The 21,991-nt window shown below is 55.9% G+C and carries 20 protein-coding genes; 14 read left to right on the top strand and 6 right to left on the bottom strand.

The window, feature by feature from the left end:
* The first annotated feature begins 40 nt into the window (after positions 1 to 40).
* Positions 41 to 1,645 carry an EAL domain-containing protein gene (locus HMPREF3140_RS15610; RefSeq protein WP_004177824.1) on the top strand — a complete coding sequence of 535 codons (1,605 nt, stop codon included), beginning with the start codon at positions 41 to 43 and terminating at the stop codon, positions 1,643 to 1,645.
* Here the strand turns inward: HMPREF3140_RS15610 and soxS are convergent.
* Positions 1,630 to 1,959, bottom strand: coding sequence for a superoxide response transcriptional regulator SoxS (soxS, locus tag HMPREF3140_RS15615; protein WP_004151738.1), 330 nt, complete (start codon positions 1,957 to 1,959; stop codon positions 1,630 to 1,632). The two genes, HMPREF3140_RS15610 and soxS, sit on opposite strands and share 16 nt — an antisense overlap.
* Positions 1,960 to 2,043: 84 nt before the next feature.
* On the opposite strand from soxS, the gene soxR reads away from it, so the two are divergent.
* The 4 genes from soxR to HMPREF3140_RS15635 all read left to right on the top strand — a co-directional run bounded on the left by soxR (position 2,044) and on the right by HMPREF3140_RS15635 (position 6,962).
* Complete coding sequence (gene soxR / locus HMPREF3140_RS15620) at positions 2,044 to 2,502, top strand: redox-sensitive transcriptional activator SoxR (RefSeq protein ID WP_002885077.1); 459 nt, start codon at positions 2,044 to 2,046, stop codon at positions 2,500 to 2,502.
* A gap of 259 nt (positions 2,503 to 2,761) precedes the next feature.
* The gene (locus HMPREF3140_RS15625) at positions 2,762 to 3,430 is read left to right on the top strand and encodes a glutathione S-transferase family protein (RefSeq protein WP_002885078.1); all 669 of its coding nucleotides are present in this window, start codon (positions 2,762 to 2,764) and stop codon (positions 3,428 to 3,430) included.
* Positions 3,431 to 3,818: 388 nt separating this feature from the next.
* Positions 3,819 to 5,168, top strand: a complete 1,350-nt coding sequence (locus HMPREF3140_RS15630) for an NCS2 family permease (protein WP_002885079.1) — start codon at positions 3,819 to 3,821, stop codon at positions 5,166 to 5,168.
* A 147-nt stretch (positions 5,169 to 5,315) separates the two neighbouring features.
* On the top strand, positions 5,316 to 6,962 hold the full coding sequence (locus tag HMPREF3140_RS15635) for a Na+/H+ antiporter (RefSeq protein WP_070553034.1): 1,647 nt from the start codon (positions 5,316 to 5,318) through the stop codon (positions 6,960 to 6,962).
* Positions 6,963 to 7,124: 162 nt separating this feature from the next.
* Here the strand turns inward: HMPREF3140_RS15635 and HMPREF3140_RS15640 are convergent, their stop codons facing one another.
* Positions 7,125 to 8,006: a LysR family transcriptional regulator gene (locus HMPREF3140_RS15640; RefSeq protein ID WP_004177821.1), complete on the bottom strand. Its 882-nt coding sequence runs from the start codon at positions 8,004 to 8,006 to the stop codon at positions 7,125 to 7,127.
* A 105-nt stretch (positions 8,007 to 8,111) separates the two neighbouring features.
* On the opposite strand from HMPREF3140_RS15640, the gene HMPREF3140_RS15645 reads away from it, so the two are divergent.
* From HMPREF3140_RS15645 to HMPREF3140_RS15680, 7 genes are all read left to right on the top strand, one after another.
* Entirely contained in the window at positions 8,112 to 8,519 is a 408-nt protein-coding gene (locus HMPREF3140_RS15645) for a CidA/LrgA family protein (protein WP_002885086.1), read from the top strand.
* Positions 8,516 to 9,205 carry an LrgB family protein gene (locus tag HMPREF3140_RS15650; RefSeq protein ID WP_002885088.1) on the top strand — a complete coding sequence of 230 codons (690 nt, stop codon included), beginning with the start codon at positions 8,516 to 8,518 and terminating at the stop codon, positions 9,203 to 9,205. The genes HMPREF3140_RS15645 and HMPREF3140_RS15650 overlap by 4 nt, the downstream gene beginning before the upstream one ends.
* Before the next feature lie 510 nt (positions 9,206 to 9,715).
* Positions 9,716 to 10,273 (top strand): fimbrial protein, encoded by a 558-nt coding sequence (locus HMPREF3140_RS15660; protein ID WP_004192602.1) that lies wholly within the window; start codon positions 9,716 to 9,718, stop codon positions 10,271 to 10,273.
* 60 nt (positions 10,274 to 10,333) lie between these two features.
* Positions 10,334 to 11,023 (top strand): fimbrial assembly chaperone, encoded by a 690-nt coding sequence (locus tag HMPREF3140_RS15665; RefSeq protein WP_004210006.1) that lies wholly within the window; start codon positions 10,334 to 10,336, stop codon positions 11,021 to 11,023.
* Entirely contained in the window at positions 10,977 to 13,556 is a 2,580-nt protein-coding gene (locus HMPREF3140_RS15670) for a fimbria/pilus outer membrane usher protein (RefSeq protein WP_032412773.1), read from the top strand. The genes HMPREF3140_RS15665 and HMPREF3140_RS15670 overlap by 47 nt, the downstream gene beginning before the upstream one ends.
* Positions 13,557 to 13,591: 35 nt before the next feature.
* Entirely contained in the window at positions 13,592 to 14,140 is a 549-nt protein-coding gene (locus HMPREF3140_RS15675; RefSeq protein WP_050484914.1) for a fimbrial protein, read from the top strand.
* Between the two features lie 19 nt (positions 14,141 to 14,159).
* Entirely contained in the window at positions 14,160 to 15,257 is a 1,098-nt protein-coding gene (locus HMPREF3140_RS15680; protein ID WP_004221930.1) for a type 1 fimbrial protein, read from the top strand.
* A 46-nt stretch (positions 15,258 to 15,303) separates the two neighbouring features.
* Here HMPREF3140_RS15680 and actP read toward each other — a convergent pair whose 3' ends face one another.
* The 3 genes from actP to acs all read right to left on the bottom strand — a co-directional run bounded on the left by actP (position 15,304) and on the right by acs (position 19,409).
* Positions 15,304 to 16,956: a cation/acetate symporter ActP gene (gene actP, locus HMPREF3140_RS15685; protein WP_070553036.1), complete on the bottom strand. Its 1,653-nt coding sequence runs from the start codon at positions 16,954 to 16,956 to the stop codon at positions 15,304 to 15,306.
* Positions 16,956 to 17,267 (bottom strand): DUF485 domain-containing protein, encoded by a 312-nt coding sequence (locus tag HMPREF3140_RS15690; RefSeq protein ID WP_004177812.1) that lies wholly within the window; start codon positions 17,265 to 17,267, stop codon positions 16,956 to 16,958. The genes actP and HMPREF3140_RS15690 overlap by 1 nt, the downstream gene beginning before the upstream one ends.
* Before the next feature lie 183 nt (positions 17,268 to 17,450).
* Positions 17,451 to 19,409, bottom strand: coding sequence for an acetate--CoA ligase (acs, locus tag HMPREF3140_RS15700; protein ID WP_002885145.1), 1,959 nt, complete (start codon positions 19,407 to 19,409; stop codon positions 17,451 to 17,453).
* A gap of 100 nt (positions 19,410 to 19,509) precedes the next feature.
* Here acs and HMPREF3140_RS15705 point away from each other — a divergent pair, with 100 nt between their 5' ends.
* On the top strand, positions 19,510 to 19,710 hold the full coding sequence (locus HMPREF3140_RS15705) for a hypothetical protein (RefSeq protein WP_032412778.1): 201 nt from the start codon (positions 19,510 to 19,512) through the stop codon (positions 19,708 to 19,710).
* 111 nt (positions 19,711 to 19,821) lie between these two features.
* Positions 19,822 to 21,135, top strand: coding sequence for a glutamate/aspartate:proton symporter GltP (gltP, locus tag HMPREF3140_RS15710; RefSeq protein ID WP_004146659.1), 1,314 nt, complete (start codon positions 19,822 to 19,824; stop codon positions 21,133 to 21,135).
* A 36-nt stretch (positions 21,136 to 21,171) separates the two neighbouring features.
* Here the strand turns inward: gltP and HMPREF3140_RS15715 are convergent, their stop codons facing one another.
* Positions 21,172 to 21,858: a tetratricopeptide repeat protein gene (locus HMPREF3140_RS15715; RefSeq protein ID WP_004151733.1), complete on the bottom strand. Its 687-nt coding sequence runs from the start codon at positions 21,856 to 21,858 to the stop codon at positions 21,172 to 21,174.
* Positions 21,859 to 21,991: the final 133 nt, after the last annotated feature.

Below are 21,991 nucleotides of genomic sequence, written 5' to 3' on the forward strand. Positions count from 1 at the left end.
GCTACCTTAATTAAGGCATATCGCATGGATGTAAGCGTAAATGGGTGACAGTGCGCCGCATAAGGCGCTAAGACTCATCGGAACAGGTTTGGTTATTTTATTGCCAGTGGTGCTGGCATTGTGGTTTGCCCAGCTGCGGGCTAAAGCCGAAACCATTGATCAATTACACTCATTTTCGCAGCTGGCGCTGCAAAAAACGGAAATGGTCATCCGGGAAGCGGATCAGGCTCGGGCTAAAGCCAGCCAGTATCGCGGTGAGTTGTGTTCAGCGGATCACCAGCGTTATTTACTGCATATTGTGCGCGGCCTGCTGTATGTGGAAGATCTGATCTACGCTAACGGCCAGCGCTTTATCTGTTCAACGTCCGTTCATCAGCAAACCGGCTGGCGGATGCCGGCGGCTAATTACACCAAAAAGCCGGATGTCGCGATTTACTATTACCGGGACACGCCGTTTTATCCGGGCTTTGCCATGAATTATATGCAGAAGGGGCCCTATGTTGTGGTGGTTAATCCCTTCTCGTACAGCTCGGTGATCGCCAGCGACCGCGATTTAGCCTATGGCGTTTTCGATACCAAAACCAACCTCTTTTTCTCGGTAAGTAACAATGTCGAGCCCGCGGAACTCCATGCGTTAATTCGCGAAGGCGATACCTTTTTTAATCAGAATGGCCGGGTGTATACGATCGCCCGCTCCGCTATTCGCCCCATCGCCGTCATTATGTCCACCTCGCGGGCCAGCTACTATCACAACTTTTGTGACCAGGCCAGTCTGACGCTGCCGCTGGGGATAATTTGCAGTATTTTACTGGTGCTGGTGTGGTCGCGCACCCGCCGACAGTATCACTCGCCGCGCAATATGCTGCAGCGGGCTCTGAGCTGCCGCCAGCTGCGCCTGCACTACCAGCCGATTATCGATATTAAAAATAACCGCTGCGTTGGGGCGGAAGCGCTGCTGCGCTGGCCTGGGTTTGACGGTCCGGTGATGAACCCGGCGGAGTTTATTCCGCTGGCGGAAAATGAAGGCATGATTGCCCAGGTCACGGACTACGTGGTGGATGAACTGTTTTATGAAATGGGTGAGTTTCTGGCCAGCCATCCACAGTTGTATATAGCCATCAATCTCTCTGCGTCGGATTTCCATTCGGCGCGGCTGATTTCACAGATCAGTGAGAAAGCGCACAGCTACGCGGTCTGTATCGGACAAATCAAAATCGAAGTGACCGAGCGCGGGTTTATCGACGTACCGAAGACCACGCCGGTGATCCAGGCGTTCCGCGAAGCAGGCTATGAAATTGCCATCGACGATTTCGGCACCGGCTACTCGAATCTGCATAATCTGCACGCGCTGAACGTCGATATCCTTAAAATCGATAAAACCTTCGTCGATACGCTCACCACCAACAACACCAGCCACCTGATTGCTGAGCATATCATCGAGATGGCGCGCGGGTTGCGGTTAAAGACGATTGCAGAAGGCGTGGAGACGCCGGAGCAGGTAAGCTGGCTCTACAAGCGCGGCGTACAGTATTGCCAGGGCTGGCTGTTTGCGAAAGCGATGCCGGCGCGGGAGTTTATGCAGTGGTTAGCCAATGCTCCCGCGCCCGCGAACGTGCCTCAGCCGCCGCGTCACGCGGAGATCTGATGGCGATAGTCGCTGGGAGTGCGGTCAAACTCGCGGCGGAACACCCGGGAGAAGGTTTGCTGCGAGACGTAGCCCAGATCCATGGCGATATCAAAGATCGGCCGCTGGGTGGTTCGCAACGCTTCCGCCGCCAGCAGCAGGCGGCGCTGGCGAATATAGTCCCCCAGCGTCTGATGCATCACGGTACGGAACATCCGCTGCAGGTACCACTTCGAGTATCCTGACTTTCTGGCGACTATATCAATGTTAAGTGGTTGATCGATATGTTCATCAATCCATTCAATCAAAGTTTGAATAATATCCTGATGGGACATAAAGCGGCCTCTCTCAATTCTCGATTCGTCGTTTTGTCTGCAGGCGAGTATAATTCCTCAAGTTAACTTGAGGTAAAGCGCTTTATGGAAAAGAAATCACCCCGCATCAAAATGCTGTTGACGCCTGGAGAAGTGGCAAAACGAACCGGCGTGGCGGTCTCGGCCCTCCATTTTTATGAGAGTAAAGGATTGATCCACAGTCAGCGGAATGCCGGCAATCAACGGCGCTACCGGCGTGACGTTCTGCGCGCGGTGGCGATTATCAAAATTGCGCAACGTATTGGCATCCCGCTGGCCACTATCGGCGACGCGTTTGGCGTGCTGCCGGAAGGGCACAATCTCAGCGCAAAAGAGTGGAAGATGCTGTCATCGCAGTGGCGTGAGGAGCTGGATCGGCGCATTCATACCCTGACGGCGCTACGCGACCAGCTCGACGGCTGTATCGGCTGCGGCTGTTTATCGCGACGCGACTGCCCGCTGCGCAACCCGGGCGATAAACTGGGGGAAGAGGGAACCGGCGCCCGGCTGCTGGAAGACGAGTGATAAAACTAAAGCGCCACAACTGGGCGCTTTAGTTGTTTTCCGGTCTTGGTCTTTCGCATTATCTCGCTGGTTCGCGAGAGGGTTTCCCCCGACGTCGACGTCCCTCAGTATTGCGCAATCTGTTGATGGAGGTTCCGGTTTGCGTCGACACTTTAACTATGGCATCTGCCGTCGCTTTTTCCTCACTATTTTGCTGAAATTTTCCCGGCAATGAGCGCCTGTTTCTATAGTTAATTTGAACAAACTACGGGAGAGGCTCATGCTGACGGTACATCATCTTAATCAATCACGATCGCAACGCGTACTGTGGGCACTGGAAGAGCTGCAGCTGCCTTATCAGATAGTCCGCTATCAGCGGGAGAAAACGATGCTGGCGCCGGCGGCGCTGAAAAAAATCCATCCGTTGGGCAAATCACCGGTACTGGAAGATAACGGCTATGTGCTGGCGGAGTCCGGGGCGATCCTCGAGTATTTGCAGGAAACCTGGGACAGCGGCGGGTTGTTGAAGCCGCAGGGAATTGACGACAAACTGCAGTACCGCTTCTGGCTGCACTATGCCGAAGGCTCGCTGATGCCGCTGCTGTTAATGAAGCTGGTGTTCGCCAGCCTTGGCAAACCCCCTGTGCCCTTTGGCGTTCGCTCGCTGGGTTCGCTGCTGGGCAAGGGGATACAGAAAACGTGGCTCGATCCGCAGCTGGCCACCCATGCGCGGTTCATTGACGACCATCTTGCCGCGCGGCCATGGTTCGCTGGCGAGCGGCTGAGCATGGCCGATATCCAGATGAGCTTCCCGGTGATGGCATTGTTGGCGCGCGGCGGCATGCATGACCTTGTCCATATCGAGGCCTGGCGTCAGCGAGTGGAACAGCGACCGGCCTGGCAACGCGCCATCGAGCGCGGCGGCCCCTTCACCTTACCCGGCGCCTGAGATATCAGCGGATCCGATGACGTCGATAAATGAAAGCAACTCACTAAAAAATTGTTAGCGGATTGCGCATAGACGATAACGTTTGCGCATCGGCTGGTCATTTTCTGTTCGTCATAAGCGAAATTTAGCGAAATACGATAAACATCGGTTGAAAAGGGTTATCTAAAGGCCGGATAATCGTTTGCCTTTCTGTTTCGCTCCCCCTTTTTTCTGCTGTCCGGGGGAGGCGATAAGGTTGACCACCGTAGTGTATGCGCGGAGTTAAACGTTTGCTTTTTTGCGGCCCCCCTGGCGCTGCGATTCGGTACATGGAGATCGCGTTTAACTGGCAGTGGACGGTCCACCACGCATATCAACGAACGATAAAAATTTTCAGGGGAAGTTTTCTATGTCTACGCCTTCAGCGCGTACCGGCGGTTCATTGGACGCCTGGTTTAAAATTTCGGCGCGCGGCAGCACCGTGCGTCAGGAGATTGTTGCAGGTCTTACTACCTTTCTGGCGATGGTGTACTCCGTCATCGTGGTGCCGGGCATGCTCGGTAAAGCGGGCTTCCCGCCGGCCGCGGTGTTTGTCTCGACCTGTCTGGTAGCGGGCGTTGGCTCGCTGGCGATGGGATTATGGGCGAATCTGCCGATGGCGATCGGTTGCGCTATCTCGTTGACCGCCTTCACCGCCTTCAGCCTGGTGCTGGGGCAGCAGATCAGTATTCCGGTAGCCCTCGGCGCAGTATTCCTGATGGGGGTCCTGTTTACGGTGATCTCGGCAACCGGCATCCGCAGCTGGATCTTGCGTAACCTGCCGCAGGGCGTGGCGCACGGTACCGGGATCGGCATTGGCCTGTTCCTGCTGCTGATCGCCGCCAACGGTGTTGGTCTGGTGATCAAAAACCCGCTGGACGGTTTGCCGGTGGCGTTGGGCAACTTTGACAGTTTCCCGGTGGTGATGTCGCTGATTGGCCTCGCGGTGATCATTGGTCTGGAAAAAATGAAGGTGCCGGGCGGCATTCTGCTGACCATTATCGGCGTGTCGATTGTCGGCCTGATTTTCGATCCCAACGTCCATTTCTCCGGCATTTTCGCTATGCCATCCCTGAGCGATGGCCAAGGTAATTCCCTGATCGGCAGCCTGGATATCGTCGGCGCGCTCAACCCGGTCGTGCTGCCAAGCGTGCTGGCGCTGGTGATGACGGCGGTCTTTGACGCCACCGGTACCATCCGTGCCGTGGCTGGCCAGGCGAACCTGCTGGATAAGGACGGACAGATCATCAACGGCGGTAAAGCGCTGACCACCGACTCCCTGAGCAGCGTCTTCTCCGGTTTAGTCGGGGCGGCGCCGGCGGCGGTTTATATCGAATCGGCGGCGGGTACCGCGGCCGGTGGTAAAACCGGTCTGACCGCGGTGACGGTCGGTGTCCTGTTCCTGCTGATCCTGTTCCTCTCCCCGCTCTCTTATCTGGTGCCGGCCTACGCGACCGCGCCGGCGCTGATGTACGTTGGCCTGCTGATGCTGAGCAACGTGGCGAAAATCGATTTCAATGACTTTGTTGACGCGATGGCTGGCCTGATCACCGCGGTGTTTATCGTGCTGACCTGTAACATCGTGACGGGCATCATGATCGGTTTCGCGACCCTGGTTATTGGCCGTCTGGTCTCCGGCGAGTGGCGCAAACTGAACCTCGGCACGGTGATTATCGCTGTGGCGCTGGTGGTGTTCTACGCCGGCGGCTGGGCGATTTAAACCCTTCGTGCTCCTCACGGGCGGCTCAGGCCGCCCGTTTTATTTTTAAGCCACATCCTGTTTCCATTTGCGTTAATCTGGGTAGCGTATGATTCACAGGCACGACGCCTTACAGGTATAAAAGAAAACGCAGCAAACAGGGAACACATGGAAATATTCTTTACCATCCTCATCATGACCCTTGTGGTCTCACTCTCCGGGGTAGTGACGCGCGTACTGCCCTTTCAGGTTCCACTTCCACTGATGCAAATCGCCATTGGCGCGCTTCTGGCGTGGCCGACCTTTGGTTTGCACGTTGAATTTGATCCAGAGCTGTTTCTGGTACTGTTTATCCCGCCGCTGCTATTCGCCGACGGCTGGAAAACGCCAACCCGCGAATTTATTGAACACGGGCGCGAGATCCTCGGCCTGGCGCTAGCGCTGGTGGTCGTGACGGTGGTCGGCATCGGCTTTCTGATCTACTGGATTGTGCCGGGCATTCCGCTGATCCCGGCGTTCGCGCTGGCGGCCGTGCTGTCGCCGACCGACGCCGTGGCGCTTTCGGGCATCGTTGGGGAAGGGCGGATACCGAAGAAAATCATGGGCATTCTGCAGGGGGAGGCGCTAATGAACGACGCCTCCGGCCTGGTCTCGCTCAAGTTTGCCGTCGCGGTGGCGATGGGCACCATGGTCTTTACCGTTGGCGGCGCCACCGTAGAATTTCTGAAGGTGGCGATTGGCGGCGTGCTGGCCGGGTTTGTGGTGAGCTGGTCGTATGGCCGCTCGATGCGCTTCCTCAGCCGCTGGGGCGGGGATGAACCCGCCACGCAGATTGTCCTGCTGTTCCTGCTTCCGTTTGCCTCCTATCTGATTGCCGAACATATCGGTGTCTCCGGCATCCTGGCGGCGGTGGCGGCGGGGATGACCATCACCCGTTCCGGCGTGATGCGCACCGCGCCCTTGGCCATGCGCCTGCGCGCCAACAGCACCTGGGCAATGTTGGAGTTTGTCTTCAACGGCATGGTCTTCCTGTTGTTGGGCCTGCAGCTGCCGGATATCCTCTCCAGTTCGCTGGTGGCGGCGGAGGCCGACCCCAACGTTGAGACCTGGATGCTGTTTACCGACATTATCCTGATCTATGCCGCGCTGATGCTGGTGCGTTTTGGCTGGCTGTGGTCGATGCGTAAGCTCAGTCAGCGCTTCCTGAAGAAGAAGCCGATGGAGTTTGGCTCCTGGACTACGCGCGAGCTGCTGATCTCCCCCGTTGCCGGGGTGCGCGGGGCGATTACCCTCGCCGGTGTGCTCTCCATTCCTCTGCTGCTGCCGGACGGGAATGTCTTTCCGGCGCGCTATGAGCTGATTTTCCTCGCCGCCGGGGTGATCCTGTTCTCGCTGTTCGTCGGGGTGATTGCGCTGCCGATCCTGCTACGTCACATTGAATCGAGCGATAATGTGCAGCAGCGGAAAGAGGAGCGTCTGGCGCGCGCGGCAACGGCTGACGTGGCGATTGTGGCGATCCAGAAGATGGAAGAGCGTCTGGCGGCGGATACCAAAGAGAATATCGATACCCAGCTGCTGACCGAAGTCAGTTCGCGGGTGATCGGTAACCTGCGCCGGCGCGCCGATGGGCGTAACGACGTGGAAACCTCTATGCTCGAAGAGAGTCTGGAACGCCGCTTCCGCCTGGCGGCGCTGCGCTCTGAGCGCGGCGAGCTGTATCATCTGCGCGCCACCCGGCAGATCAGTAACGAGACGCTGCAGAAGCTGCTCCACGATCTCGACCTGCTGGAAGCGCTGTTAATCGAAGATCAATAACCTGTAATCCGGATAGCGCGACGCTTATTCGGACTACTGGCGAGACTGCAGTAAATGTGTAGCCCCGATAAGCGTTAGCGCGACCGGGGGAAACCCGGGCAGCGGCGCAAGCGCCTGACCCGGGCTACCCCTTCCCTTGCGGAACGCGTTGTCACCAGGGAATTATTCCAGCCAGAACGCTTTGCTGCACGCCAGCCAGGCCTCAGCGCTACGCGACATATATACGCCTTCCCGCCAAATCATCCCCAGCTCCCAGCGCAGCTCGCTTTGCAACGGGATCCAGCAAAAATTCTGCCGGTCGAGACGCTGGCAAATCGGTTCCGGCAGGATCGCTACGCCAATGCCCGCCTGCACCATGGCGGCGAGAAAATCCCACTGGCCGCTGCGCACTGCGATACGTGGCTTCACGTCATGCTCGGCAAACAGCCGCATCAGCTGCTGGCTAAGGGCAAATTCCTCGTTGTAGATAACCAGCGGATGCGACGCCAGCTCGGCCGGCGAGAGCGAGGTTTTACCTTCCCACTCCGCGGTCCTTGGCGTCAGGACGCACAGCGGGTGATTGAACAACGGCAGAATGGTGAGGCTGCTATCCTCCTCGACAGGCAGGGCGGTCATCGCCATATCAAGTTCGCCATTGCTGACCGCCTGCTGGACCGTCAGGCCGCCAAACTCGGCGATCTTCAGCTCGACGCCCGGATAGCGCTGGCGGAAGCGACTGATCGGCTCGGCCATCAGCATCCCGACCATCGGCGGAATGCCAAGCCGCAGCACCCCTTTATGCAGGTGGTTGATATCGCTCAGCTCTGACTCCAGCTGGCTGAACTCGCCCAAGATCGCCTGGCCGCGTTCAAAAACGACGCGCCCGGTATCGGTGAGCAGTAGTTTGCGGCCGTCGCGGATCAACAGCGTGCAGTTCAGCTCATCTTCGAGATTCTTGAGCATCTTGCTGATGGTGGGCTGTGTGACAAACAGCTTTTCCGCCGCGCGAGTAAAACTCTGCTGACGAACCACTTCAACGAAATAGCGCAGCGTTCGGATATCCATAATTATTCCCTGAGACTATACCTGCGATGATTTTAATTCATTTCTGTCCGCTTCGGCGGCTCTCTATACTGCTCGCCTGACTTCTTTTTTTCAGGACTATCGCACATGGCCTTCGCGCCAGCTCGCGTTGCCCCCGCCGTGGCGCAACGACTTCAGATCCCGGTACAGGTACTTCTCTACGTCGGGTTATTCATCTTCGCACAATATCTGGTGAACAGGTGGCAGGTACCGCTGCCGGCTAACCTGGTCGGCATGGTGATGCTCCTGCTGCTGATCGTCTGCCGGGTGATACCGGTAAGCTGGGTGCGCGCCGGCGCCCGCTGGCTGCTGGCGGAGATGCTGCTGTTTTTCGTCCCGGCGGTGGTCGCGGTGGTGAACTACGCCCAGCTGTTGATGGTCGATGGTTGGCGGATATTTCTGGTGATTGCCTTAAGCACGCTGATGGTGCTCGGCGCCACCGCCTGGGTCGTTGACAAGGTCTATCGTTACGAAGTGGGCAGGTTAAAAAAATGAGCGATGCCGTGCTGAGTATCCTGTGCCTGGTGGCGACGCTGGTCCTCTATTACGCCAACAAAAAACTGTATCGACGTTTTCATAAACTCCCTCTGATGCCGCTGGTGTTCACGCCGATCCTGCTGGTGCTGATTCTGGTGGTAGGCCATATCTCTTATCAGAGCTATATGGGAGAGACCCACTGGCTGCTGTGGCTGCTGGGCCCGGCGACCATCGCCTTTGCCGTTCCGGTGTATGAAAATGTCGCGGTGATTAAACGCCACTGGATGTCGCTCAGCGCCGGGGTGGTGACGGCGGTAGTGGTGGCTGTCACCAGTTCCGTATGGCTGGCGCGCGGGTTTATGTTGTCTGATGAAATTCAGCGTAGCCTGGCGGTGCGCTCGGTGACCACGCCCTTTGCGCTGGCGGCGGCGAAACCGCTCGGCGGTCAACCCGATCTGGTGGCGCTGTTTGTGGTGATCACCGGCGTGTTTGGCATGGCGGTGGGAGATATGCTGTTTTTACGTCTTGCTATCCGGGAAGGGATGGCGAAAGGAGCCGGGTTCGGCGCGGCTTCCCATGGTGCGGGAACGGCGCGCTCGTATGAGCTGGGCCAGCAGGAGGGCGTGGTGGCCAGCCTGGTGATGATGCTGTCAGGCGTAGTGGTGGTGCTGGCTGCGCCGGTCGTCCGCTGGCTGCTGTTTTAACATTATCGCCAGAGTGAATGTTAATAAATATTGAGGAGAGGAATAGCTATCGGCTATTCCCTGTTTTTGTTATTGATGCATTTAACGGTTCATCATAAAAGATTAAGCCAATTCTTATATCAGCACTGACTTTGTAACTAAATGTTTCTCTGCATGCCCGTATTTAATTATGGGGCAAATATTATATAAATATCCAATTATCTTTGCGAATTTTATAACTTTATAACTCTTTGATTTTTATGGTTTTGAGTATGGCCACGCATGCGTTGCGATGTTATGTCGCAAAAAATCAATTTTTACATTAATAATTGAGTTCTTACCTCATGCTAGTTATTATTTTTACGCGAGCTTGTATTATTGAATGGATTCAAATGCTGGTCGTTTATTTATGAATAATATTAATTGTCATAAACCATATGTCATGTAAATACACGCATGACGCCGCGCTGCTTGAATTTCATTCTCTAATATCGCTGCATAAAGCAATTGACGGACTGATTGTCGTTTATAATGGATATGGGAATAAATATGAAGATGAGTAAAAAATTTCTGGCGGGTGCCCTGATTTTCTCTGCCTGCAGCGCGCTGTCTACCGTTGCGCAGGCTGATAACACCATTACCTTTAATGGTATTGTTTCCGATACCACCTGTACGGCGACCATTGATGGCGGTGTAACGGCTATTGATATGGGCACCACCTCAGTGGCGGATCTGAAAGCGTATACCTTCGGCGCTGCCAAGAACTTCTCCTTTAGCTTAGCTGATTGCCCGACCGCGGAAGAAGGTGGCAACAGTATCGCCCGCGTCACTTTTGGCGGTGTTTCCGATACCGCGAACAGCGATTATTTTAAAAACCAGGCAACTGATGAGCCGGCAACCGGCGTCGCTGTGGCCCTTTTCGACGAAGCGGGCAATGTGATGAAGAATAACGAAGAGGGTTCTGATGTTGATATCTCTTCGGGTGCAGCAACCATTCCGTTCACCGTTAAAATGGTGAAATCGGGTGATGCCGATCCGACGAAAGGTACCGTTCAGACAACCGTGACTTATAACGTGACCTATCATTAATTCGGCTTCTTGTTGAATGGAGAAAGGGGAATCGCCTGCTATTCCCCTTAAATTAAACATATGAGATATCCTTTTTTTGCGATCGGTTTATTGCTGTCTTCTTCCTTCGCGCAGGCCAGCGTGGTCGTTGGCGGTACGCGTCTGGTTTTTGATGGTACGAAAAATAACGCTGTAATAACGGTTGAGAATAAAGATCAGAACAGCAATATCGTTCAGTCCTGGCTCTCGGTGGTTGATGCAGCCTCACCCGCCAAAGACGCATTTATTATTACGCCGCCGCTGTTTCGTCTCAAAGCCGGGGAGAAAGGATTTGTCCGCGTAGTTCGATCAGGAAAGAAATTACCCGACGATCGCGAGTCGATGTTTTGGCTCAATATTAAAGGGATCCCGGCAACAGAATATGTACCTGATAAAAATGTCGTACAGTTTGCGATTAATTCGAAAATAAAATTGATTTATCGACCCGCTGCGTTAAAAGGTAATACACCGGAAGCGTACGCTGAAAAATTACAGTGGGGGAAAGAGGGGACGTCGGTGACGGTAAAAAATAACTCACCGCTGTATATGAATTTCTCACAGGTTAGCCTTAACGGTAAAAATATTTCTGGCGCATGGTTTGCTGCCCCGTTTTCCACCTTAAAAATACCCGTGCAGAGTAGCCTGTCGGCGACAGGAAAAAAAGAGATCACATGGAGCGTGATTAATGATTATGGTATGTCAGGGAAGAAATATACCGCTATCATTCAGTAGCGTTGAGCTGCTATTTTCAACTAAAAGTATCTGCGTCGCTATTATTCTGTGCCTAAGTACTCTGCCCTCTCGCGCGGAGGCCGGCGAATATTTCAACCCAAATTTACTCGAAGTCGCCGAGAGTCCTGCGGCTTCGGTTGATCTATCCTATTTTTCGCAAGATGGCATACCGCCGGGCACCTATCACCTGGATGTTTACATCAATGATAAGTACGTCAGTTCAGACTCGCTGACTTTTCAGGAAATTAGCCATGACGCAGGCGCGACTGCTTCTCCCTGCCTGTCCGCGGAGTATCTGAATTCATGGTTGATTAATACCACCGCCTATCCGCAGTTGTTCGAGGCAGGGGAAACCTGCGCCCGGCTGTCGGCGATCCCCGGGATGACGTTCTCGGTATCTCTTGCCCAGCAGCGGATTGATTTTACCGTGCCGCAGGCCGCCATGCTGAATCGCCCCAGAGACTATATTCCCGAGAGCCAGTGGCAACAGGGGATCAATGCCGGTCTTCTTAACTATAGCGTCACCGGGCAGCGTAATGCGCCGCGGCATAACGGCGCCACTATCGACAGTCAGTTCGTCAGCCTGCAGCCTGGGCTGAATCTGGGACCATGGCGCCTGCGCAACTACAGCACCTATAGCCACAGCGATAACAACAGCCGCTGGGAGTCGGTTTACTCCTATCTTGCCCGCGATATTCACACCCTACGCAGCCAGCTGGTGGTCGGTAATACGTATACCTCTTCCGGCATTTTCGACAGTTTGAGTTTTACCGGTCTGCAGCTCAGTTCGGACAAAGAGATGCTGCCGGATAGCCTGCATGGCTTTGCGCCGACGATTCGAGGGATCGCGCGCACCACCGCGGAGGTCTCGGTTTATCAGAATGGTTACAGCATTTATAAAACCACCGTCGCTCCCGGCGCCTTTGAAATTAACGATCTGTACGCCACCGGCAGCGCCGGCGACCTGTACGTCAACATTAAAGAGTCTGACGGCAGCGAGCAAAACTTTGTGGTGCCTTTCGCGTCGCTGGCGATCCTGCAACGTGAGGGCCAGCTGGACTATGCGCTGAGCAGCGGCAGGACGCGATCGGGTAGCTCCGACGATAAAGAATATAACTTTATTCAGTCTTCCCTGGCCTATGGCGCCACCAGCAACATCACTCTTTATACTGGTTTCCAGCAGGCGGAAGATAAATATACCAACCTGTTGTTAGGCGCTGGCTTTAACCTCGGTACTATCGGTGCGCTGTCGTTTGATGGCTCTCAGTCGTGGGCCGACGTGAAAACCAGCGATACGGCCTCGTCAACCAGTAAAGAGCAAGGGCAATCGTATCGCGTCCGCTTCAGTAAAAGCTTTCTGCAGACGGGCACCAGCTTTTCCGTGGCCGGTTATCGCTACTCCACCTCGGGATATTATTCGTTTCAGGACTTTGTCGATAACTCTTCCACACAGCGCGACTGCTGTACGCAGAGCGGCAGAACGAAAGGTCGGTTTGACGCATCGTTGTCGCAGACGCTGTTTGGCTATGGTTCGCTCTCGCTTTCGTTGGTCAATGAGACCTACTGGGACAGTTCGCGTATGGAATCGGTGGGCGTGGGCTATAGCGGGTCGATTGGCAAGGCCTCCTACTTTATTAACTATTCCTATAACCGCAATGTGCAACGTACCGATGACAGCAGCAATAACCGGCCATCCAGCGATACGGTCGTCTCCCTGACGTTAAGTATTCCGCTTGGCGAGACGCTTTCGGCAAATTACACCCTGAACCATGGTCGGCATAACGACACCACGCACAGCGTGGGGCTCAACGGCTCAGCGTTCGAGGATCGCTCCCTGAACTGGAGCTTGATGGAAGGGTACAACACGAAGGATAAAAGCACCTCCGGTAACCTCAGCGTCAACTACCAGGGTTCGAAAGGGGATGTGGCTGGCGGCTATGGTTACGACCGCTACAGCAATCACTACAACTATTCGCTGCGCGGGGGCATGGTCGCCCATGCGGGCGGACTCACGCTATCACGCTTTCTGGGCGAGAGTTCTGCGCTGGTCGAAACGCCTGGCGTCAGCGATGTGACAGTGCGCGGTCAGACAAACGTGACGACGGATGCCGCCGGATATGCGGTGGTGCCTTACGTCCGTCCGTACCATCGTAACAGCCTGGCGCTGGATGAACAGGAAATACCTGGCGCTGAAGTGGATAACGTCGCCAGAACGGTGGTTCCGACGCGCAATGCGATCGTCAAAGTGAAGTACGACACGCGAATTGGCTATAAGGCGATGCTCACCCTGCGTACCCGCAATGGCGTGGTGCCTTTCGGCGCGCTGGTGACCCTCGATAATGATCACGGTAGCGCGTCGCGCAGCAATATCGTTGGCGATGAGGGGCAGGTGTATCTAACGGGGCTGCAGAAAAAAGGCCAGCTGTTAGCGCGCTGGGGGGAGAAAAGCAGTGAGCAGTGCACCGTTCATTATGACTTCTCCGGCATGGCCCTTGGCGACGATATTCTGTTCTATCAGGCCGAATGTCGGTAATGGATGCAGGTTTTCAACATGGAAGAGGGGCTGATATGAATATGCGAGACGGCAGCACAAGGGGCCTCCTGGTGGCCATTTTGCTGCTCTCCCTTCCGGCGCTGGCTTATGAGGGCAGCAGCACGGTCAATTTTAACGTCACGGGCACCATCGAAGCGCCTTCCTGTGAGGTGGCCGTGGAGCCGTCGAACAGTATCGATTTAGGCACCGTCTCCTCGCAGACGTTCTCCGGACATGCCGGGGCGAGCGGCGCCAGCGTGCCGGTTAAGCTGGTCTTTTCCAGCTGTTCCGCCGATGCGTCGGCGGTGACCATCGCGTTTAGCGGCACCAGCTTCGATAGCACCCACGCTTCAATCTATAAAAACTTCCAGACTGGCAGCAACGGTGCCAGCGGCGTCGGTTTGCAGCTGCAGAGCATGACCGACCAGCAGCCCCTTGGCCCCGGCGACCAGTATCTCTATACCTTTGGGGACGATGCGGATATCCATACCTTTAATATGGTGGCACGTATGTTTTCGCCTTATGGCCAGGTAAGGTCCGGGATGGTCGGGTTTACCGCCACGTTCGATGTGGCCTACAAATAACGTTTCGACAGGGATGGGTATGAAAAAACTGATCTTATTGCTCATATTGGCACTGTGTCCCGTCTATAGCTGGGCGGCCTGCACGGGAACCAACTATGGCGATGTCTCGATGACCAACCTGCCGGAAAAGATCCTGGTCAATGCCGGGAGCTATACCGCAGGGACGGTACTGTATGACTCGGGGAAGATTACGCGCTCGCAAACGGAATTGCTTAACTGTGAGGGGAGCACCTACGCGGTTTTTGCCTGGTCCTCGAACAATGCCGGGGCACTGATAGGGGATAATATCTATGCCACCTCGGTGCAGGGGATCGGTATCCGCGTCAAGGTGTGGCTCAATATCAGCGGTGAATATGGCGATGACACCGATGATTTCAGCCCCGACTCGCAGGTGCATTATATTGGTGATGTGAATTATTACCTCGGAAAGCCGACAGGTCTTTTCGACTCTTTCGCGTCGACTCATTATACCCCAGCGTATCAGCTGCAGCTGGTGGCCACCGGCGGCGCCATCGCCAGCAAGAGTCAATTATCGTTCAGCGACCCGGTGGCCACGGTATCGGCCAAGGATAAAAGGGGGACCATCGCTATTTCACAACTGCACATCAGCGGCACCACCAGCATCCAGCTAATCCCGATGGGGTGTATTGTCGGTAGCAATAATCTCAGTTTTTCCATGGGCAGCATCAATGCCAGTGAGTTTAATACCGCGACGAAGGTGGGTAGCGCGCGGCAGTCTCTGAGCCTCTCCTGCGAGCCGGGAACTAACGTTTCGATGCGTGTGGCGGCTGCTTCTGCAAGCGGGGATAACCCTGACAATACGGTGATGGCCCTCACGGCGGAACAGAATGCCGCCACTGGCGTGGGAGTGCAGTTAAATTTGAATGGCAAAGCACTGCCGTTAAATACCGATATCAGCCTCTATACTTCGAGCCGCGCGACGGTGACCAACAGCGGCGCGGATGCCAGCTACAGCTATTTCACCAACCCCGACAGCCCCGGAGGCGCAGCGGCCATGCAGACGCTCGCCTTATCCACTAACTATTACAGGACGGGGAGCGCGGTGACCGCGGGGACAGCCAACGCCACCGGGGTGATCACCTTTACTTATAACTGAGGGGAGAATCCCTTCCCCGAACGATGCCGGGGAAGGGAGAGGACGATTAATGCGCCTGGCCGCGTTCGATACCGATCCCGGTTTGTGAACGGATAAACTGGGCGCGGAACTGCTCGCGCTCGCGCATCCCTTCCGGTGAGTTATCGGTGGCGGAGAAGACCCAGATGCCAATGAACGCGATGGCAATGGAGAACAGCGCCGGATATTCATACGGGAACAGCGCTTTCTCATGGCCGAGGATCTGCACCCAAATGGTGGGGCCGAGGATCATCAGAATGACCGCAGTCAGCAGGCCCAGCCAGCCGCCGACCATCGCGCCGCGGGTGGTCAGCTTCGACCAGTACATCGACAGCAGAATAATCGGGAAGTTACAGCTGGCGGCGATGGAGAAGGCCAGGCCGACCATGAAAGCAATATTCTGATTTTCAAACAGAATACCCAGCAGAATGGCCACCACCCCAAGGATCAGCACGGGGATCTTGGAGACCTTCAGCTCCTGACGCTCGGTCGCGCCCTTGCGGAAGACGTTGGCGTACAGGTCGTGCGACACCGCTGACGCGCCGGCGAGGGTCAGGCCCGCCACCACCGCCAGGATAGTGGCGAAGGCTACCGCAGAGATAAACCCGAGGAACAGGTTGCCGCCAACCGCATCCGCCAGGTGCACCGCCGCCATGTTATTGCCGCCGATAAGCTGTCCGGCCGCGTCTTTAAACGCCGGGTTCGCGCCGACCAGCATGATGGCGCCGAAGCCGATGATAAAGGTCAGGATATAGAAATAGCCCATAAAACCGGTGGCGTAGAAGACGCTTTTACGCGCTTCTTTGGCGTCGCTCACGGTAAAGAAGCGCATCAGAATATGCGGCAGGCCAGCGGTACCGAACATCAGACCCAGACCCAGAGAGAGCGCCGATATCGGATCTTTCACCAGTCCGCCGGGACTCATAATCGCCGCCCCTTTCGGGTGGACGGCCATCGCCTCGGTAAACAGGTTATTGAAGCTGAAGCCGACGTGCTTCATGACCATAAAGGCCATAAAGCTGGCGCCGCACAGCAACAGAACCGCTTTAATAATCTGCACCCAGGTAGTCGCCAGCATGCCGCCGAACAGGACATAGAGCACCATCAGCACGCCAACCAGCACTACGGCGACATGGTAATTAAGGCCGAACAGCAGCTGGATTAGCTTGCCGGCGCCCACCATCTGGGCAATCAGATACAGGGCCACCACCACCAGCGAACCGCAGGCGGAGAGGGTGCGGATCGGCCCCTGCTTCAGGCGGTAAGAGGCGACATCGGCAAAAGTATAGCGGCCAAGATTGCGCAGACGTTCAGCAATTAGAAACAGGATAATCGGCCAGCCGACGAGAAAGCCCAGCGAGTAGATCAGCCCATCGTAGCCGGAGGTATACACCAGCGCGGAGATACCGAGGAACGACGCCGCTGACATAAAGTCGCCGGCAATCGCCAGCCCGTTCTGGAAGCCGGTAATATTGCCGCCGGCGGTGTAGTAATCGCTGCGCGAACGCACCCGTTTTGAGGCCCAGTAGGTGATGTACAGCGTCAGGGCGACGAAAATCAGGAACATGACAATCGCCTGCCAGTTGGTCGGCTGGCGCTGTACCGCGCCGGTAATAGCGTCTGCGGCGTGGGCGCCGAGGGGCAGCAGCGTGGCGGCGAGCGCCGTCAGGACTCTCTTGATCATGCTTTTACCTCGTTGAGAACGCTTTTGGTCAAACGGTCGAATTCACCGTTAGCTCGCCAGACATAAATACCGGTCAGGATAAACGAAATGACGATCACGCCAATGCCGAGCGGGATCCCGCGGGTGACGCTGGTTCCGGCGTGCAGCGGGGTGCCGAGCCAGCCGGGTGCAAAGGCGATAAGCAAAATAAAGCCCACGTAGATCACTAACATAATCACTGACAGAATGGCGGCAAACCGTTGCCGTGATGCAACTAACTCCCTGAAATGCGCACTATTTTCTATCCGCTGACAAAGTTGTTCATTCATCTTAGCGTCTCCAGAGGTCTCCCTTTCGTCATCCACTCGGCGGACGCTGGCGACAGCAACCCCTCCGGCGACGGAGCCGGGACAGGTGTTGCTGACGGCGTTCCTGCGAGTGAAATCCTGGGGGAGGGACTTATTTTTATCCTCTCCCCGGAAGGGGAGAGGGTGTAGGGAATCGGTCCTTACTTACGATGGCATGGTAATGGCCTGCTTCTCTTCGAGCAGTTTTTCCACGACGCCAGGATCGGCGAGGGTCGAGGTATCGCCGAGGTTGCTGGTGTCGCCTGCGGCAATCTTACGCAGAATGCGGCGCATGATTTTGCCCGAGCGGGTTTTCGGCAGCGAATCGGTCCAGTGCAGCACATCCGGCGTCGCCAGCGGACCGATCTCTTTGCGTACCCAGTTACGCACTTCGGCATACAACTCCGGCGTCGGTTCTTCGCCGTGATTGAGCGTCACGTAGGCATAGATGGCCTGGCCTTTGATGTTATGCGGGATCCCCACCACCGCCGCTTCGGCGATTTTTGGGTGCGACACCAGCGCCGATTCGATCTCGGCGGTCCCCAGACGGTGTCCGGAGACGTTCAGGACGTCATCCACCCGGCCGGTGATCCAGTAATAGCCATCTTCATCACGACGCGCGCCGTCGCCGCTAAAGTACATATTTTTGAAAGTGGAGAAGTAGGTTTGCTCAAAGCGCTCATGGTCGCCGAACAGGGTACGCGCCTGGCCGGGCCAGGAGTCGGCGATGGCGAGGTTGCCTTCGGTGGCGCCATCCAGCGGCAGGCCTTCGTTATCCACCAGCACCGGCTGGACGCCGAAGAACGGACGCGTCGCGGAGCCGGCCTTCAGCTCAATCGCGCCCGGCAGCGGAGTGATCATAAAGCCGCCGGTTTCGGTCTGCCACCAGGTGTCCATCACCGGGCACTTCTCGTTACCGATCTTCTTCCAGTACCACTCCCAGGCTTCCGGGTTAATCGGTTCGCCGACCGAGCCAAGAATGCGCAGCGAGGAGCGGTCTGTGCCTTCGATAGCTTTGTCGCCTTCCGCCATCAGGGCGCGAATAGCCGTCGGGGCGGTATAGAGAATGCTGACCTTATGCTTATCGACGACCTGGCACATGCGCGCCGGCGTAGGCCAGTTCGGCACCCCTTCGAACATCAGGGTGGTGGCGCCGCAGGCCAGTGGGCCGTACAGTAGATAGCTATGGCCGGTGACCCAGCCCACGTCGGCGGTGCACCAATAAATATCGCCCGGATGGTAGTCGAAAACGTATTTAAAGGTGGTGGCCGCATAGACCAGATAGCCGCCGGTGGTGTGCAGCACCCCTTTCGGTTTACCGGTGGAGCCGGAGGTATAGAGGATGAACAGCGGATCTTCGGCGTTCATTTCGACGGGCCGGTGTTCGGCGCTGGCGTTCGCAATCAGGTCGCTCCACCACAGATCGCGGCCTTCCTGCCAGTCGATATTGCCGCCGGTGCGTTTCAGGACCACCACGTGCTCAATGCTTTTCACGTTCGGGTTTTTCAGCGCGTCATCGACGTTTTTCTTCAGCGGGATGGCGCGACCGGCGCGCAGCCCTTCGTCAGCGGTGATCACCAGGCGTGAGCTGGAGTCGATAATGCGTCCGGCCACCGCCTCCGGCGAGAAGCCGCCGAAAATGACCGAGTGGATTGCTCCGATGCGGGCGCAGGCCAGCATCGCCACCGCGGCTTCCGGCACCATCGGCATATAGATAGCAACCACGTCGCCTTTTTTAATCCCGAGGTCGAGCAACACATTGGCGAAACGGCACACGTCGGCATGCAGTTCACGGTAGGTGATGTGCTTGCTTTGGCTGGCGTCGTCGCCTTCCCAGATGATGGCGGTTTGATCGCCGCGTTCGGCGAGGTGGCGGTCGAGACAGTTAGCGGCGAGGTTCAGGGTGCCATCTTCATACCATTTGATGGAAATATTACCCGGTGCGAAGGAGGTGTTCTTTACACGGGTATAGGGCCGCATCCAGTCAAGGATCTTGCCCTGCTCGCCCCAAAATGTATCAGGGTCGGTTATGGATTGTTGGTACTGCGCCTTGTACTGATCCGGGTTAATCAGGCAACGTTCCGCAATATTAGCGGGAATAGGGTGTTTGTGAATTTGGCTCATGGCTTTTTTTCTCCTTTGAACTTGTTAAATATATGTCAAACAAACGTTAAGAGTAGGGGTTTTGACAGCTTTGTTTGTTAATTGGGGGGCAGATCACGCAATGATTAAACTGGGTGAAATTTCATCAAATGAAACTTTGAAGAGAAATAATTACGCCAATGAATTTATAGAAACGGAAGCTGTGAAAATTTTTTTATTACAAATACTTATGCAATGTAACTGGGGGAAATTCGCTGCTTTATGCATAAAAGCAGAGGAAAGCCCTGTTCTTAAAGGCTTGCGCAGCATGCCGTGCAAATGATACTGATATTGCGCGTTAAATAACCCCACAAAGCAACGCAACACAATTCATACCCCCTGCAGTGGGTACCATGACGAAAAGGAATGGTGCCTTTCATTGAGGAAGTCAGTAGTGAAGAAAACAAAAAAAGTCAGTCTGGCCTGGCAAATTTTGCTAGCCCTGGTGCTGGGTATCCTTCTGGGCAGTTATCTGCATTACCACGCTGAAAGTCGCGATTGGTTAATTAGCAATTTGCTGACGCCGGCGGGCGATATCTTTATCCATCTGATTAAAATGATCGTGGTCCCGATTGTCATTTCGACCCTGGTGGTCGGGATTGCCGGCGTGGGTGACGCCAAACAGTTAGGGCGGATCGGTGCCAAAACCATTATCTATTTCGAAGTGATCACCACGGTGGCGATTGTGCTGGGTATCACCCTGGCCAACGTCTTCCAGCCGGGGACGGGCATTGATATGTCGCAGCTGGCGGCAGTTGATATTTCGAAATATCAGAACACCACCGCCGAAGTGCAGAGCCATGCGCACGGCCTGATGGGCACCATCCTGTCGCTGGTGCCGACCAATATCGTGGCATCGATGGCGAAAGGCGATATGCTGCCGATTATCTTCTTCTCGGTGCTGTTTGGCCTGGGGCTCTCCTCGCTGCCGGCGACCCACCGTGAGCCGCTGGTGACGGTCTTCCGCTCTATCTCCGAGACCATGTTTAAAGTCACCCATATGGTGATGCGCTATGCGCCGGTCGGGGTATTCGCCCTGATTTCGGTAACCGTCGCCACCTTCGGTTTCGCCTCGCTGTGGCCGCTGGCCAAGCTAGTGTTGCTGGTTTACTTTGCGATCCTGTTCTTCGCGCTGGTGGTGCTGGGGATTGTCGCGCGCCTGTGTGGTCTGAGCATCTGGATCCTGATCCGCATCCTGAAAGATGAGCTGATTCTGGCTTATTCTACCGCCAGTTCGGAGAGCGTACTGCCGCGCATTATTGAGAAGATGGAAGCCTACGGCGCGCCGGCGTCGATCACCAGCTTTGTGGTGCCGACCGGTTACTCCTTCAACCTCGATGGTTCAACGCTGTATCAGAGCATCGCGGCGATCTTTATCGCCCAGCTGTACGGTATTGACCTCTCTATCTGGCAGGAGATTACCCTGGTGCTGACCCTGATGGTGACCTCGAAAGGGATCGCCGGCGTGCCGGGCGTCTCCTTCGTGGTGCTGCTGGCCACCCTGGGTAGCGTCGGGATCCCGCTGGAAGGGCTTGCCTTTATTGCCGGCGTCGACCGTATCCTCGATATGGCGCGTACCGCGCTGAACGTGGTGGGTAATGCGCTGGCGGTGCTGGTTATCGCCAAGTGGGAGCATAAGTTCGATCGCAAAAAAGCGCTGGCCTATGAACGCGAAGTGCTGGGCAAGTTTGATAAAACCGCCCAATAAAACACAAAGCCCGGCGCGATAGCGCCGGGCTTTTTCTTATCCTTTACTAATCCGGTCAAACTCTTCGCAGCCGGTATCAAACCCCTCCAGGCAACTGACGTTGAGCCAGTGCAGCGCCTTCTGCTTATTCGGTTCGATAAAGCCTTTCTCTCCCTGCTGGAACATCATCCCGGCCCAGTATTCGGCATAGCCGGTGCGGGAAAGTGATGAACTGCCTTTAAAGTATTCACTTGCTTTCACATCATCCTCCGGGCCGTGTACGCCGCTGGCGTAGATCAGCCCCAGCAGCATCTGGGCATCTACCGCCGCATCGCTTTCGCTATCCCGGGCAGCATCCTGCAGCAGCGTGATGGCGTGCGCTACGTCGGTGGCGCCAGCCTGACGGTTGACCAGCACCCGCGCGAGGACGATCTCTCCGGATTTACTGCCGGCCTCGACGGCTTTTTCCGCCAGCTGGCGGGCCTGCGGATAGTCCGCCTGTTGGGGGTTACGGATTTTGAGCTGCGCCAGCAGCGCCAGCGCATCGCCATCGCCCTGGGCGGCCGCCTTCTGCGCCCAGTATTCGGCTTTTTGATAATCGCCGGAGCTGACCCAGGTATCGGCAAGGTAATATTGCGCGCGTCGATCGCCGGCTTCGGCCTGCTGTTGATACTGACTGCCAGGTTCGGTGGCCACCGCTGCGCCGCTGGTGAAAACCAGTAGAAATAAAAAGAGGTATTTCATTTGTATTTATTATCAGTAAGGAACATAGCGCGCAGTATAAAGGGAGGCGAAAAAGAAGAAAATGGCGGGTATCGGTAGGTAAGGTCGATTTGCGCTACCTGACCGTAGGCCCGCGCAAGCGCAGCGCCGCCGG

The organism is Klebsiella sp. HMSC16A12, assembly GCF_001808265.1.
Taxonomy (GTDB): Bacteria; Pseudomonadota; Gammaproteobacteria; order Enterobacterales; family Enterobacteriaceae; genus Klebsiella; species Klebsiella pneumoniae.